Origin of the sequence: Luedemannella flava, assembly GCF_039528515.1 — a bacterium.
Lineage (GTDB): Bacteria > Actinomycetota > Actinomycetes > Mycobacteriales > Micromonosporaceae > Luedemannella > Luedemannella flava.
Map to the genome: position 1 here is coordinate 1 of NZ_BAAALT010000046.1, position 14,718 is coordinate 14,718.

Annotated in this window: 12 protein-coding genes; 6 read left to right on the forward strand and 6 right to left on the reverse strand. The window is 73.9% G+C overall.

From position 1 onward, the window contains the following. On the forward strand, nt 1-1,199 hold a 1,199-nt coding region (locus tag ABD211_RS09240), incomplete at its 5' end, for a helicase-associated domain-containing protein (RefSeq protein ID WP_344128353.1). Between the two features lie 52 nt (nt 1,200-1,251). Further along, nucleotides 1,252-2,913 carry a DNA repair helicase XPB gene (locus tag ABD211_RS09245; protein WP_344128355.1) on the forward strand — a complete coding sequence of 554 codons (1,662 nt, stop codon included), beginning with the start codon at nt 1,252-1,254 and terminating at the stop codon, nt 2,911-2,913. Here ABD211_RS09245 and ABD211_RS09250 read toward each other — a convergent pair. Further along, nucleotides 2,910-3,407: a hypothetical protein gene (locus ABD211_RS09250; RefSeq protein ID WP_344128357.1), complete on the reverse strand. Its 498-nt coding sequence runs from the start codon at nt 3,405-3,407 to the stop codon at nt 2,910-2,912. The two genes, ABD211_RS09245 and ABD211_RS09250, sit on opposite strands and share 4 nt — an antisense overlap. Nucleotides 3,408-3,448: 41 nt before the next feature. Further along, nucleotides 3,449-3,919, reverse strand: a complete 471-nt coding sequence (locus ABD211_RS09255) for a hypothetical protein (protein WP_344128359.1) — start codon at nt 3,917-3,919, stop codon at nt 3,449-3,451. Between the two features lie 61 nt (nt 3,920-3,980). On the opposite strand from ABD211_RS09255, the gene ABD211_RS09260 reads away from it, so the two are divergent. Then, nucleotides 3,981-4,610: an HD domain-containing protein gene (locus ABD211_RS09260; protein WP_344128361.1), complete on the forward strand. Its 630-nt coding sequence runs from the start codon at nt 3,981-3,983 to the stop codon at nt 4,608-4,610. On the opposite strand, the gene ABD211_RS09265 is transcribed toward ABD211_RS09260, so the two are convergent. Next, a complete protein-coding gene (locus ABD211_RS09265) occupies nt 4,607-6,388 on the reverse strand; it encodes a glycerol-3-phosphate dehydrogenase/oxidase (RefSeq protein WP_344128431.1) in 1,782 nt (593 codons plus the stop codon). The two genes, ABD211_RS09260 and ABD211_RS09265, sit on opposite strands and share 4 nt — an antisense overlap. Nucleotides 6,389-6,471: 83 nt before the next feature. On the opposite strand from ABD211_RS09265, the gene ABD211_RS09270 reads away from it, so the two are divergent. After that, entirely contained in the window at nt 6,472-8,964 is a 2,493-nt protein-coding gene (locus ABD211_RS09270) for a S8 family serine peptidase (protein ID WP_344128363.1), read from the forward strand. A gap of 393 nt (nt 8,965-9,357) precedes the next feature. Here the strand turns inward: ABD211_RS09270 and ABD211_RS09275 are convergent, their stop codons facing one another. Continuing rightward, the gene (locus tag ABD211_RS09275; RefSeq protein WP_344128365.1) at nt 9,358-9,990 is read right to left on the reverse strand and encodes an IclR family transcriptional regulator; all 633 of its coding nucleotides are present in this window, start codon (nt 9,988-9,990) and stop codon (nt 9,358-9,360) included. A 39-nt stretch (nt 9,991-10,029) separates the two neighbouring features. Between ABD211_RS09275 and cysS the strand changes: the two genes are divergently transcribed. Both cysS and rlmB read left to right on the forward strand, forming a co-directional pair. Then, entirely contained in the window at nt 10,030-11,442 is a 1,413-nt protein-coding gene (cysS, locus tag ABD211_RS09280; protein WP_344128367.1) for a cysteine--tRNA ligase, read from the forward strand. Between the two features lie 2 nt (nt 11,443-11,444). After that, nucleotides 11,445-12,554, forward strand: a complete 1,110-nt coding sequence (gene rlmB / locus ABD211_RS09285) for a 23S rRNA (guanosine(2251)-2'-O)-methyltransferase RlmB (RefSeq protein WP_344128369.1) — start codon at nt 11,445-11,447, stop codon at nt 12,552-12,554. Between the two features lie 26 nt (nt 12,555-12,580). Here the strand turns inward: rlmB and ABD211_RS09290 are convergent, their stop codons facing one another. Beyond that, nucleotides 12,581-14,134, reverse strand: coding sequence for a hypothetical protein (locus tag ABD211_RS09290; protein ID WP_344128371.1), 1,554 nt, complete (start codon nt 14,132-14,134; stop codon nt 12,581-12,583). Continuing rightward, nucleotides 14,131-14,661: a hypothetical protein gene (locus ABD211_RS09295; RefSeq protein WP_344128373.1), complete on the reverse strand. Its 531-nt coding sequence runs from the start codon at nt 14,659-14,661 to the stop codon at nt 14,131-14,133. The genes ABD211_RS09290 and ABD211_RS09295 overlap by 4 nt, the downstream gene beginning before the upstream one ends. Nucleotides 14,662-14,718: the final 57 nt, after the last annotated feature.

The window sequence follows — 14,718 nt, forward strand, 5'->3', positions numbered from 1 at the left end:
CGGGCACCACGACGGTCATGGCCGGGCCGGGCGGCACACCGGCGAGCCCCGGCCTGCGCGCGGCCACCGCCAAGGCCTCCACGACGGGCGGCCCGACGGCGCTCACCCGCGCCACCCTGGCCGAGGCGGCCGCCCTCGGCGTGACCGGGCTGGGCGCGCTCACCTCGTACGGACGGCTGCTGCTGGCCGAGACGGACCGCGACCCGGACGCGGACCCGCTGGGCCTGCACCGCGACCCCCACGAGCCGGCCGACGCCCTGGTCGCCGGCCTGGAGTCGCTGCTGCCGCAGCCCGTCGACCACCTGCTCGTGCAGGCGGACCTGACCGTGGTCGTGCCCGGCCCGCCCGACCCGGCGCTCGCGGCCGAGCTGGCGCTGGTGGCCGAGCACGAGTCGCGGGGCGGCGCGGGCGTCTACCGGGTGACGGCGGACAGCCTGCGCCGGGCGTTGGACGCCGGGTACGCCGCGAGCGACCTGCACGGCCTGTTCGCGCGCCGGTCCACGACCCCGCTGCCGCAGGCGCTGACCTACCTGATCGACGACATCTCCCGCAAGCACGGCGGCCTGCGCTCGGGCGGCGCCGGGGCGTACCTGCGCAGCGACGACGAGGCGCTGATCACGCAGGTGTTCGCCGACCGGCGGCTGGCCACCCTGATGCTGCGCCAGCTGGCCCCGACCGTACTGGTCACCGGCGCGGGCCCGGGCCGGCTGCTGGACGCGCTGCGCGAGGCCGGCTACGCCCCCGTGCCCGAGGACGCCGCGGGTGCCACCCTGGTCACCAAGCCGAAGTCGGCGCGCGCCACGGCCCGCCCGGCCCCGCGGTTCGGCCGCCCGGAGGACCTGGAGCTGCCCAGACCGACCGGCCCGCGGCTGGCCGCGGCGGTGGAGCAGTTGCGTCACGGCGACAAACTGGCCCGCTCGGTGCGCCGACCGCCGACGGCGAAGGCCCGGCTGAACCTGGTCGGCGAGCCGACCAGCCCGGCCCAGCAGCACACCCAGGCGCTCGCGGTGCTCCAGCAGGCGATGCGCGACCAGATGCTGGTCTGGGTCGGTTACGTCGACGCGCACGGCGCGACCAACTCGAAGCTGGTCCGGCCCGTGTCGATGGCGGCTGGCTACCTGCGCGCCGAGGACGACCGTTCCGAGATGCTGCACACATTCGCTCTGCACCGCATCACGTCGGCTGTCCTCGAGGAGTAGCCGCCTGAGGCACACTGGAGTGTCCGCGCGTACCGGAAGGTGTGAACGCCCCGTGTCTGACGGCCCACTGATCGTCCAGTCCGACAAGACGCTGCTGCTCGAGGTCGACCATAAGGACGCACTCGCGTGCCGGATGGCGATCGCGCCGTTCGCCGAGCTGGAGCGCTCGCCCGAGCACATCCACACGTACCGGCTGACCCCGCTGGGCCTGTGGAACGCCCGCGCGGCCGGGCACGACGCGGAGAGCGTGGTGGACGCGCTGCTGCGCTTCTCCCGCTACCCCGTGCCGCACGCCCTGCTGGTCGACGTGGCCGAGACGATGGACCGCTACGGCCGGCTGCGGCTGATGAAGCACCCGACGCACGGGCTGGTCCTGGAGGCCTCCGACCGGGCCGTCCTGATCGAGGTGGCGAAGTCGAAGAAGCTCGCCGGCATGCTCGGCCAGCAGCTCGACCCGGACACGATCGTGGTGCACCAGTCCGAGCGCGGCCGGCTCAAGCAGGCGCTGCTCAAGCTGGGCTGGCCGGCGGAGGACCTGGCCGGCTACGTCGACGGTGAGGCGCACCCGATCGAGCTGCGCCCGGACGGCTGGACGCTGCGGTCGTACCAGCAGGAGGCCGTGGACCACTTCTGGGCCGGCGGCTCGGGCGTCGTGGTGCTGCCGTGCGGCGCCGGCAAGACGCTGGTCGGCGCGGCCGCGATGGCGCAGGCGAGCGCGACGACGCTGATCCTGGTCACCAACACGGTGGCGGGCCGGCAGTGGAAGCGCGAGCTCATCGCCCGCACCTCGCTCACCGAGGAGGAGATCGGGGAGTACTCGGGCGAGCGCAAGGAGATCCGCCCGGTCACCATCGCCACGTACCAGGTCCTCACGACGCGCCGCGGCGGCACGTTCCCGCACCTGGACGTGTTCAACGCCCGCGACTGGGGCCTGGTCGTCTACGACGAGGTGCACCTGCTGCCGGCTCCCATCTTCCGCTTCACCGCGGACCTGCAGGCCCGTCGTCGGCTGGGGTTGACGGCCACCCTGGTACGCGAGGACGGCCGCGAGGGCGACGTGTTCTCGCTGATCGGCCCGAAGCGCTACGACGCGCCGTGGAAGGACATCGAGGCGCAGGGCTGGATCGCCCCGGCGGACTGCACCGAGGTGCGGGTGACGCTCACGGACGCCGAACGGATGAACTACGCGGTCGCCGAGCCGGAGGAGCGCTACCGCATGGCGGCGACGGCGCGCACGAAGCTGCCCGTGGTGCGCGCGCTGGTCGACCGGCACAAGGGCGACCAGGTGCTGGTCATCGGCGCGTACATCGACCAGCTGCACGAGCTGGGCGAGTACCTGGGCGCCCCGATCGTGCAGGGCGCCACCACGAACAAGGAGCGGGAGCGGCTGTTCGACGCGTTCCGGTCGGGCGAGATCTCCACGCTGGTGATCTCGAAGGTCGGCAACTTCTCGATCGACCTGCCCGAGGCGGCGGTGGCGGTCCAGGTGTCGGGCACGTTCGGCTCGCGGCAGGAGGAGGCCCAGCGCCTCGGCCGGGTGCTGCGGCCGAAGTCCGACGGCCGCCAGGCGCACTTCTACACGGTCGTCTCGCGCGACACGATCGACACCGAGTACGCCGCGCACCGGCAGCGCTTCCTCGCGGAGCAGGGGTACGCCTACACGATCGTCGACGCCGACGACGTGCTCGGCCCACCCCTGCCCACGGTCGACTAGAGCGGCGTGGCCTCGGTCAGCTTGCCGAGCAGGGCGCCGACGAGCGGCTTGAGCTCGCCGCAGTCCTCCAGGCGGTGGGACCTGCCCGCAACCTCGATGGCGTAGTTGAAGCCGTCGTTGCACACGCCCTTGGGCGCGCTGTCGGCGATCGCCTGCGGCAGTCCCGGGTCGGACGCGATCTCGGTGAGGGCGAGCGCCTGGTCCGGCGTGAAGTTGCCGGTCTCGGTCTTGCCCGTCCTGCCGTTGGTGTAGGTCCACGAGCCGGCCGGGGTGACGACGAGCTTCTCGTCGACGCCCGCGATGCCGCCGGTGCGGTGCACGGTGATGCCGGAGAGCATGCCGGCGCCGGGCGGCGCGCCGGGCGCGTTCTGCGTGGCGACGCTGGTCGTGCCGGGCGCCGTCGGGGTGACGGGCTTCTGCCCGCCGCACGCGCTGAGCAGCGCGCCGGTGGCGACGACCGCGACGAGGGGGATCCATCGGTACTTACGCAACATCCCGCTATCGTCGCCCACCGCCGCCACCGCGGCATCTCGGGTCAGCGGGCGACGGCCCGCAGGATGAAGTGCACGGCCTCACCGACCGGCCCGGTGTCCTGGCCGCACTCCTCGTAGCTGACCCGTACGCCGCCGCCGACCAGCGAGAACCGGAACCCGTCGGCGCACGCGGGCCGCGGCGGGTCCGGTCGCGTGCCCCGCGCCCGGTCGAGGAGCCGGCCGAGGCGCAGGATGTCCCACCGGTCGAGCTGGCCGGTGCGGGTCAGCCCGCTGCGCAGGTCCCGATGCGTCCACGCCCCCGACCGCGAGATCACGATCCGGTCGTAGGCACCCGCGAACCCGCCGCTGCGCACCAACACCACGGGCGTCCGTAGCCGCGCCCACGTCGGCTCGGCCACCGCCGTGACCGGCCCGCTCGTGGCCTTTCCCAGCCCCGCCTGCGCGGTGGCCGGCCCGGACGCCAGCCCACCCACGACGACCGCCGCCGTGACACACATTCGAATTACTGACATAACACTTATTATCGGACATTCATCCGGCCGGGCGCCGGTGGCGTGCGGCAGACTCGGGGGCGTGTCCACGGACGACGACCTGACGGGCGACTGGCAGCGGCTGATCGACCGGGTCGCGCCCGGCGCGACCGCAACCGACGTCGGAGCGACCCTGCTGACCCGGTGGGGCGAGGAGCAGCGGCACTACCACGACACGGCGCACCTGGCCGCCGTCCTCACCGTTATCGACGAGTACGCCGACGCGGCCAGCGACCCGGACGCGGTACGGCTCGCCGCCTGGTACCACGACGCCGTCTACGACCCGCGCGCCGGCGACAACGAGGCGGCCAGCGCCGCGCTCGCCCGCGCCGAGCTGACCGGGCTCGGCGCGCCCGCGCCCCTGGTGGCCGAGGTCGTCCGGCTCGTCGAGCTGACCGTCGGCCACGACGTGGCCCCCGGCGACCGCAACGGGGCCCTGCTCGTCGACGCCGACCTGGCGATCCTCGCCAGCGACCCCGCCGACTACGCGGCGTACGCGACCGCCGTTCGTCGGGAGTACTCCCATGTTCCGGAGGACGCGTTCCGCGCAGGCCGCGCCGCGGTCCTGCGGCGACTGCTCGGGCTGCCGCGGCTCTTCCACACGCCCGCGCTGGCCGCGTGGGCCGAGCCGGCGGCCCGCCGCAACCTCGAGGCCGAGCTGGCCGGTCTTTAGATCTTGGCGCGCACGTCCGGGGCGCCGAGGCGGGCGGCGTCGGCGGTGAGGTCGTCGAGCATGCGCTGCGACTCGCGCTCGGCGGCGACCCGGGCGAGGTAGTTGTCGACCTCGGCGGTGCGGCGCCCGGCGGACCAGCCGAGCTCGTCGCCGAGGATCGCGGCCACGTCGAGCGCGGAGTCGGCGCCGCGGTGGGTCGTCTCCACGGAAACGCGGGTGCGCCGGGTCAGCGCGTCCTCGACGTGCAGGGCCGCCTCCGCGCGGGCGGCGTACGCGATCTCGGCGGCCAGGTACTCCGGGGCGCCGGCCAGCGGGCGGCCCAGGTCGGGGCGCTCGTCGACGAGCGCCAGCACCTCCAGCGCGGCCGAGCCGTAGCGCTCCAGCAGGTGCTCCAGCACGCCGGCCGACACGTTGTGCCGGCGCGCGACGTCGGCCCGGTTGGTCCACAGGCGGTGGTACCCGTCGGCGCCGACCAGCGGGAGCCGCTCGGTGCGCGACGGCGGCACCCGGTTGCCCAGCCGCCGCGCCGCGCGGTCGACCACGTCGGCGGCCATCACCCGGTACGTGGTGAGTTTGCCGCCGGCCACCAGCATCAGGCCCAGCATCGGCTCGACCACCGCGTGCTCGCGCGACAGCACCGACGACGACTCGTCGCGGCTGTGCGGACGCCGGCCGGGCCGCGCCTCGGCGGCCAGCAGCGGGCGCAGCCCCGCGTACACGCCCTCGATGTCGGCGGGCGTCAGCGGCCGGTCCAGCACGGCGTTGACCTGGTCCAACAGGTAGACGATGTCGCGCTCGTTCGCGGCCGGATGGGCGCGGTCCAACGCCCAGTCGGTGTCGGTCGTCCCGATGATCCAATGGCCACCCCACGGCAGCACGAACAACACCGACGTGGGGGTACGCAGGATGAGCCCGGACTCGCCGGTGATCGCCGAGCGGGGCACCACCAGGTGCACCCCCTTCGAGGCGCGCACCCGCAGCCCGGCCCGCACCGGCGGCCCGCCCGGGCCGGCCAGCATCCCGGTCAGGTCGTCGCTCCACACGCCCGTCGCCGCGATCACCGTCCGGGCCGCGACATCGAACTCCACATCGGACTCCCGGTCGCGCACCCGCACGCCGGTCACCTCGCGGGCGTCGCGGAGCAGGCGCACCACCTGGGCGCTGGTGACGACCGCCGCGCCGAGGCTCGCCGCCGTCCGGGCCAGCGTGGTGACCAGACGGGCGTCGTCGACCTGGGCGTCGTAGTAGCGGATCGCGCCGCCCACCGCGTCCTCGCGCAGCGACGGGAAGATCCGTCGGACCTCGGCGGCGCTCAGGTGCCGGTGCAACGGCATGCCCCGCCCGGCCGCCCGGCTCACGCCCGCGAAGACGTCGTAGAGCGCCACACCCGCGCCGTAGTAGGCGCGCAGAGCGGCGCCGTGCAGCTTGTCGGCCGGCAGCGGCACCAGGATCGGCATGGGGCGCACAAGGTGGGGGGCGAGCCGCGTGGTAAGCAGGCCGCGCTCGCGCAGCGCCTCGTGGACCAGCCCGAACTCCAGCTGCTCCAGGTAGCGCAGGCCGCCGTGGACCAGCTTGCTCGACCGCGACGACGTACCCGCGGCCAGGTCGGCGGCCTCCACCAGGGCCACGGACAGGCCCCGGGACGCGGCGTCCAGCGCCGCCCCCACGCCCACCACGCCGCCGCCGATGACGAGCACGTCGAAGCGCTCGCTCCGCAGCCGGGCCAGATCGGACTCGCGGCGGCCGGGAGACAGGCGCGCCGCGGTGAACCGCGACACCGACGGATCACGCACGAGTCCACCCTAACGGCAGAACCGCGCCCGACGGCCCGTGGTTCGTCCGCAGGACGTACCGTGCCGGTATGCAGCAGCACGGATCTCCCGAGCCCGCCGAGCCGATCGAGAAGGCCGGCATCGCGTGGGAAAACGTCGTCTTCATCGTCCTGACCGTGCTGCTGGGCGCCTGGGTCGTCGGATCCGTCGTCGGCCTGCAGGTCGTGATGTGGTTCATCGAGCAGCAGCTCATCATCGGGTACAACCAGCCGCTGCCGGGCGGGGCGTTCCCGGTCGTCGGGTTCGCGGTCATCGTGCTCGTGGCGTTGCCGAGCGCGTTCATCGGCATGCTCGCCCGGCGGTTCGCGCCCGACGCCGCGGCGCTGCCCGTCGCGACCCGCGCCTGGACGCTGGCGGCCGTCCTCGGTGGCGTCCTCACCTGGGCCCGCTCCGTGCCGACGCTCAACAACGAGCGGTACCTGCTGACGCTCGCCATCGTGGCGGCCGGCCTCGCCCTGTTCCAGCGCGGCCTACGCTGGCTGCGCGCCTGGCTGCGCGCCCGCCGCGAGGGCCCCGCCGAGGCGGTCGGCACGTCCGCGGACGCTTCCCCCGCGGAAGCAGAGCGCTCTGCTTCCCTGGAGGAAGCACCCCCGGTCGCGGTCGGGCCGAGCCGGCTGGCCGGGGCGCTCGCCGGCGTGATCGTCCTGCTGCCGTGGCTCGTTCTCGGCGCGCTGGGCGGCCTGACCGAGACCCTGCTCGCCGCCGCCGCGGCCGGCGCGGTCGGCTGGCTCGCCACCGGCGTGCTCGACCAGCGGTTCTTCGGCGCGTTCGCGGCCGGCCGGGCGATGGCGCTGGGGCTCGGCGGCCTGGTCGCGGGCGTGGCCCTCGTGCCGTACGCGAGCGGCATCGGCGCCAGCGGCATCCAGCTCGGCCTGATGCTGATCCTGCCGCCGCTCGGGTTCGCCGCCGCCGCCCTCGTGGTGCGCGCCTGGCCGGCCCTGAGCGCGGGCGGCACCGGCTGGCTCATCGGCGTGGCCGCGTTCGGGCCGCTCGCCTTCGTCGACCCCGAGGAGGCCTCGCTCCTGCTCGGCATGCGCGACGTCCTGTTCTGGGCCGGCCTCGCCGCCCTGGCCGGCGTCGTCGTGGCGGCGGCCGTCGGCACGGCGTACTCGCTCATGTTCGTGCCGGGGCGGGCCTGGCGGCGCCCGACGGCCGCGATCACCGCGGGCGTCGTGGCGGTCGTCGCGGCGGGCGCCTACGCGGTCGGGCAGCCCGGGCTGCACGGCGAGCGGCTGTTCGTGATCCTCAAGGAGCAGGCGGACCTGACCGGGATCGCGCAGGTCGCCGACCGCGCCGCGCGCCTCGACTCCACCTACCGGCGGCTCGTCGCGACGGCCGAGCGCACCCAGGCGCCGCTGCGCCGCAAGCTGGACTCCTGGCACCTCGACTACACGCCGTACTACCTGGTCAACGCGATCTCGGTGGCGGGCGGGCCGCTCGTGCGCGAGTGGCGGGCCGGCCGCGACGACGTCGACCGGGTGCTGCTGGAGCAGGACCTGCGGCCGCTCCCCGCGGCCGCGCCGGCGGCGCGCGGCTCGGCGGCCGCGCCCGGCGCCACCCCGCCGTGGAACATCCGGATGATCGGCGCCGACAAGGTCTGGCAGGAGCTCGGCATCACCGGCGCGGGCATCACCGTCGGCAACTCCGACTCCGGGGTGGACGGCGCGCACCCGGCGCTGGCGGCGGGGTTCCGGGGCGGCGACGACTCGTGGTACGACCCGTGGAACCACACCACGACGCCGACCGACAACAACGGGCACGGCACCCACACGACCGGCACGGCCGTGGGCCGCGACAACATCGGCGTCGCCCCCGGCGCGACCTGGATGGGCTGCGTCAACCTGGACCGCAACCTGGGCAGCCCCGCCGAGTACCTGAACTGCCTGCAGTTCATGCTGGCGCCGTTCCCGGCCGGCGGCGACGCGTGGCGCGACGGGCGGCCCGAGCGCGCGCCGCAGGTCCTCACCAACTCGTGGGGCTGCCCGTGGGTCGAGGGCTGCGACGCGAAGGTGCTGGCCCCGGCCACGGCGGCGTTCCGGGCGGCGGGCGTCTTCTTCGTCTCGGCGGCCGGCAACAACGGGGCCGCCGGCTGCGGGTCGATCAAGGATCCGCCCGCGATCTACGCCGACGTGCTCACGGTCGGCGCGGTCGACGGGCGGCGCAGCCTCGCGGGCTTCTCCAGCCTCGGCCCTACCCCCGCCGACCTGCCCAAACCCGACGTGCTCGCCCCCGGCGTGGACGTGCTCTCCGCCTACCCGGGCGACACCTGGGAGCTGGCGAACGGCACGTCCATGGCGACCCCGCACGTCGCCGGCGTCGTGGCGCTCATGTGGTCCGCGCAGCCGAAGCTGGTCGGCGACATCGACACCACCACAAAGATCCTTCGCGGTACGGCCACGCGGGCCGAAGGGCCGACGAAGGTCGGCGGCCGGTCCGACAACTGCGGCGCGGACGTCTACCTGTTCGGGTCCGGGATCGTCGACGCGTACGCCGCCGTCAAGGCGGCCCAGGCGCTGGGCTGAGCCCGGATCGTGGCGGGCGGCCGCCGGCTGGGCCGTCCGCGCGACAACTCTGGTGAGCGGTCTCGATCCACCCGATAACCGGATTTGCGGACTTAGCGCTGTCTCCATCGCTAAACGCCCGCAAAATGTGCACTCCTGGTGGGTCAGCTGCGCCTTGCCCTCGCCAAAAGCTCACTTCTGGCGGGCCAGGGACCTCGCGACCTCACCAAAAGCTCACTCTTGGCGAGCCGGGCACCCCGCGACCTCACCAAAAGCTCACTCTTGGCGGCTTCGCTGCGCTTCTCCCTCGCCAAATGCGCACATTTGGCAGGCTGCAACAGCCTCGGCGACCACCTGTGACGATCTTGGAACGAAACATCGTCCTGGCGGTGAGCCGGTCAGGAAACGGGCACGTCAGGTGAGGGCGGTTGCGACGGCCGCGGCCGCGTCCAGGACGGCCGGGGCCGTGGTCAGCTCGTCGAACGCCGTCAAGGCGACGACGCCGACGCTGGCCTCCAGGCCCTCGACGCCCAGGACCGGGGCCGCCATGCCGTGCGCGCCGCGTTGCAGTTCGCCCGCACTCACGACGTACTCGAAGATGCCTGTGCGACCGAGCAGGATGGCGCGCCCCGCGGCGCCGCGGTCCAGCGGATGTCGCGAACCCGGCCGGTAGGCCACGTGGAAGGCGGTCCAGGTCGGCTCGACGACCAGGGTGGCGACCGCCTCGGCGCCGTCGGCGACCGTGAGGTGCGCGGTGGCGCCGGTCGCCTCCGCCAGCCGGCGCAGCGGCGGGGTGGCCGCCTCGGCGAGCAGCGGCTGCGCCCGGCGGGCCAGCTGCAGGACGCCGGCGCCGAGGCGCAGGCGGGCGGAGGTGTCGCGGCGCAGCAGGCCGTGCGCGGCCAGCGTGCCGGCGAGGCGGTAGACCACGGCCCGGCCCACGCCGAGGGCCGCCGCGGCCTCCGTGACGGTCAGGCCGTTGGGAGCGGCGGCCACTAGTTGCAGCAACCGCAGGCCACGGTCCAGCGTCTGTGCGGTCTCGCTCGCCACGGTGAGTGAGCCTACGGCCGGATTCGCTACCCTCGTACCGTGAGCCTCCGCCTTTATGACACCGCGACCCGCTCGGTGCGGGACTTTGTCCCGCGGATCCCTGGCGAGGTGGGCGTCTACCTGTGTGGGCTCACCGTCCAGGCCCCGCCGCACATCGGCCATCTTCGCTCGGCCGTCAACTACGACGTGCTGCGCCGCTGGCTGGAGCACTCAGGCCTGCGGGTGACGTTCATCCGCAACATCACCGACGTGGACGACAAGGTGCTGGAGAAGTCGGCCGAGGCCGGCGTCCCGTTCTGGTCGCTGGCGTACGCCAACGAGCGCATCCTCGCCGACCACTACGCGCGCCTGGGCGTGCTCGACGCGACCTACGAGCCGCGCGCGACCGGCCACGTGCCCGAGATGCACCAGCTGATCGCGAAGCTCATCGAGGACGGACACGCCTACCCGGCGACCGACGGCTGCGGCGACGTCTACTTCGACGTGCGCTCGTACGCCGACTACGGCGCCCTGTCCAACCAGAAGCCGGACGCCATGCTGGAGTCGCCGGACGCCCCGGCGCGCGCCAAGCGCGACCCGCGCGACTTCGCCCTGTGGAAGGGCGCCAAGCCCGGCGAGCCAGCGGCGTCCGTCTGGCCGTCGCCGTGGGGTCCCGGCCGGCCCGGCTGGCACATCGAGTGCTCCGCCATGTGCTGGCGCTACCTGGGGGACGAGTTCGACATTCACGGCGGCGGGCTGGACCTGGTCTTCCCCCACCACGAGAACGAGATCGCCCAGTCCCGCGCGGCCGGGCTGCCGTTCGCCCGCTTCTGGGTGCACCACGGCCTGCTCAACCTGGGCTCGTCCAAGATGAGCAAGTCGCTCGGCAACGTCATCGACCTGCCGGCCCTTGAGGCGGCCGGGGTGCGGGCCGTGGAGCTGCGCTACTACTACACGGTCGCGCACTACCGCACGGTGATCGACTACTCGGACGCGGCGCTGCGCGAGGCCGCCTCGGCGTACCAACGCCTGGAGGGCTTCGTCCAGCGCGCCAGCGAGGTCGTCGGCGCCGGCCAGCCGGGCGAACTGCCGACCGAGTTCGTCGCCGCGATGGACGACGACCTCAACACCTCGCAGGCCATGGCCGTGATCCACGACACCGTCCGCGCCGGAAATGAGGCTCTGACCGCCGGTGACGGCGCCGTCGTGGCCGCTGTCCTCTCCCGGGTACGGGCTATGCTCGGCGTTCTCGGGCTGGACCCGCTGGACGCGCAGTGGGCCACCTCGACGGGCAGCCAGCTGCGCCCCGTCGTGGACTCGCTCGTGGCACTCGCGCTGGAGCAGCGCGCGGCGGCCCGGGCCCGCAAGGACTGGGCGGCCGCCGACGCGGTCCGCGACCAGCTCAAGAACGCCGGCGTCGTCGTGGAGGACACCGTCCACGGCCCGCGCTGGACCATCGAAGGGGAGCACTGATCATGGCCGGCAACTCGATCCGCCGGGGCCGGCGTACGACATCGGTGAAGGGCGCGGCGAAGGGCTCGGGCGGCAAGAACCGCCAGAGTCTGGCCGGGCGCGGGCGCACCCTGCCCGCCGACGAGCGCCCCTGGCACAAGGGCTACTCGGGCGACGAGCCGCTGCCCGCCAAGACCGCCCGCAAGCAGGACAAGGAGCGCCGCGCCGCGGCGGCCGAGGGGCGCGCTCCCAAGATCGGCCAGCCGGGCACGAAGGCCACCAGCAACTGGGCCAAGGCGGGCACCGGCGCGGGCGGGCGCAAGGGCAACTTCCGGCCCACCGTCCGCAGCGGGCCCAAGGTGGCCCCCGGCCGCCGGTCCACCCCGCCGAAGGACGCCCCCGAGCTGCTCGTCGGCCGCAACCCGGTGGTCGAGGCGCTGCGCGCCCACGTCCCCGGCACCGCTCTCTACTGCGCGCAGGGCATCGACGTCGACGAGCGCGTCGCCGAGGCCGTCCGCACCGCGGGCGACCGGGGCATGCCGATCCTCGAGATCAGCCGCGCCGAGCTCGACCGGATGACCGGCGGCGTGCTGCACCAGGGCCTCGGCCTGCAGGTGCCGCCGTTCGCGTACGAGCCGTTCGAGGACCTGATCAGCGCCGCCCTGGAGAGCACCGCCCCGCTGCTCGTCGCGCTCGACGGCGTCACCGACCCGCGCAACCTCGGCGCCGTGCTCCGCTCGGCGGCGGCGTTCGGCGCGCACGGGGTGTTCCTGCCGGAGCGCCGCGCCGCCAGCATCACGGCGAGCGCGTGGCGCACCTCGGCCGGCGCGGCCGCCCGGATCCCGGTCAGTCAGGTGGTGAACCTGACGCGGGCGCTCAAGGCCTGCCAGAACGAGGGCTTCACGGTCGTCGGCCTGGACGCGGACGGCGAGATGTCGCTCTACGACCTGGAGGCGGCCGTCGGACCGCTCGTCGTCGTGGTCGGCTCCGAGGGCCGCGGCCTGTCCCGCCTCGTCGGCGAGACGTGCGACCTGACGGTGTCCATCCCCATGGCGTCGGACGTGGAGTCGCTCAACGCGAGCGTGGCGGCCGCTGTCACGCTCGCCGAGGTCACCCGCCGCCGCAAGGGCTGACAACCCCGGGTTGCCGCGGGCAGGACCTAGTCGGCGAAGGTCCACCAGGCGAGGTTGCCGCCGGCCGGGCAGAGCAGGACCGTGGTGCTCCAGGTGCACCTGGCGGCCAGGATGTCGTCGGCCGTGCCCAGCGGCTGGGCGCTCGCGTCGGCGACCGTGTAGCCCTCCAGGCCCACGCTCTCCGCGCTCGTGCCCAGCCCACTCCACAGCAGCACGCTGCCGCCGGTCACCCGGGTGCCGAGCCGGGCCTCGCGGTCGTACCGGACGGTGCCGTCCTTGCCGACGATCCACGTGTGCGCCTTGGTGGTGTCGACGATCATCGTGTCCTCGCCGATGGGCGTGATGCCGTCCACATCGGAGACGTCCAGCGTCCACCGGGGCTTGGTGCCGTCCCCGGTGGGCAGCGCGATGACCTTCGTACCGGTGCCGCCGAGCGTGGTCTGCGTGACGCAGACGCCGCCACCGCACGCGTACAGATCGTTGAGGTACACCTTCGGCTCGGCGGTGTAGATGGTCGTCGGCTGCTTCTTGCCGGTGAGGTCGAACGCCTGGACCTGATACCCGTCCAGGTCGCTGCGGACCGCGTAGTAGACGTTGTCGACTACCAGCGCCGAGTTGCTCGACGACGGGACGCCGTTGATGCTGTTCCTCTTCTCGCCGGTGGCCGGGTCGTACACGTCGACGACGCTGTCCTTGCTGATCAGCAGCGACCGGTCGGCGGTCGCGGCCAGCGGCCACCCGTTGACCCACGCCGGCGCGGACAGGTCCCCGGTCGGGTACGCCACCCGGAACGACGCGCCCGCGAACTGCTGGTTCCACCCGTCGGCGGAGCCGTCGCCCTTGACGTCGACCTTGCGCACGCGGTCCGCGTCAGGATCAATCAGGAGTACGTACGACGGGAAGGTCTCGACCCACTCGTCGGCGCCCAGCGTGCGGTGCCAGCGGGTCTTCAGCGTGGCGGCGTCGATCACGTAGATGGCGCGCGACGACGGGCTGTAGGTGCTGAGCACGAGCACCAGCGCGTCGTCGACCGGCACGAGCGACCTGATCTCGTCGCCGGGGCCGACCGTGACCGGCTTGACAGGCGCCTCGGTGGCCAGCTCGGCGCCGAGGATCCTGACGTTGTCGCCGCTGATCCAGGCGAGGTAGCCGCGCTTGTCGGTGACGGCCGTGCGGGCGTAGTAGAACGACGGGTTCTCCTCGTCCGTACCCACGGATTTGGGGTTGCTGAGCTGGTGGAAGGTCACGGCGCCGTCGCGGGAGCGCCACCACACGACCGCCGTCGCGGCCGCGGCGACCAGGACGAGCGCCACCGCGGCGGCGCCGATGACGAGCAGGCGTCGGCGGTTGGGCCGCTGGCCGGGCAGGGGCGCGGAGGCCACGGCGGGGTGCGCTTCGTCGACGGTGTCGATCCCGCCCGTGGTCGGGGCGAGGCCCGGCCCGGCCCACGGCTCGATGGGCGCCTCGTGCGCCCACGGGTCGGCGGGGGCCGCCTGCCAGGGCGAGTCGTCGGTGACGCCGACCGGGTCGCCGGGCTGGGTGGGGCCTGTGGGGTTCGTCGGCTCCTGAGGGGAGGTCACGCATCGGCTCCGTCGGGGTCGGGGGGAGTCAGCGTCGCCCGGCAGGAGCGGATCACCCGCAGCGCCAGCACCACCAGCCACGCGCTGATGCCGAGCGGAAGGATCAGGAAGAGCAGCGGGCCGGCCGACAGGCCGCTGTCGATGATGAACAGGACCTCCCACACCAGCACGGAGACGATGTACAGGGCCGTCCCGGCCAGGTAGAGCAGGCCGAGGCGCCCGACGACGCGCACGGTGCGCGGGTCGCCGGTCCGGATGGCGAACGCGGCCAGGAACGCGGTGATCACGCTCGCGATCAGCAGGCCGCCCTCGATGACCACGAGCGTCGCGACCGACACCCCCGAGCGGACGAGCAGGACGTCGAAGCCGCCGAGGATCGAGCCCAGGGTTCCCTGACTCATGATCCAGAACAGGGGGCGTGTGATGATGGCCACTGCCGCCCCCAGCATCAGCGCACCCGGCACATCCGCCGGTACGCGCAGGTCAGCGTCCTTGTCGTCGGCCACGGCCGGCCCCTCCCTCTGCATGGTCGGGTCGAGCCTATCGGCCCCGTCCCACTCGCCCGCCGGCCCTTTGGCGTTGGC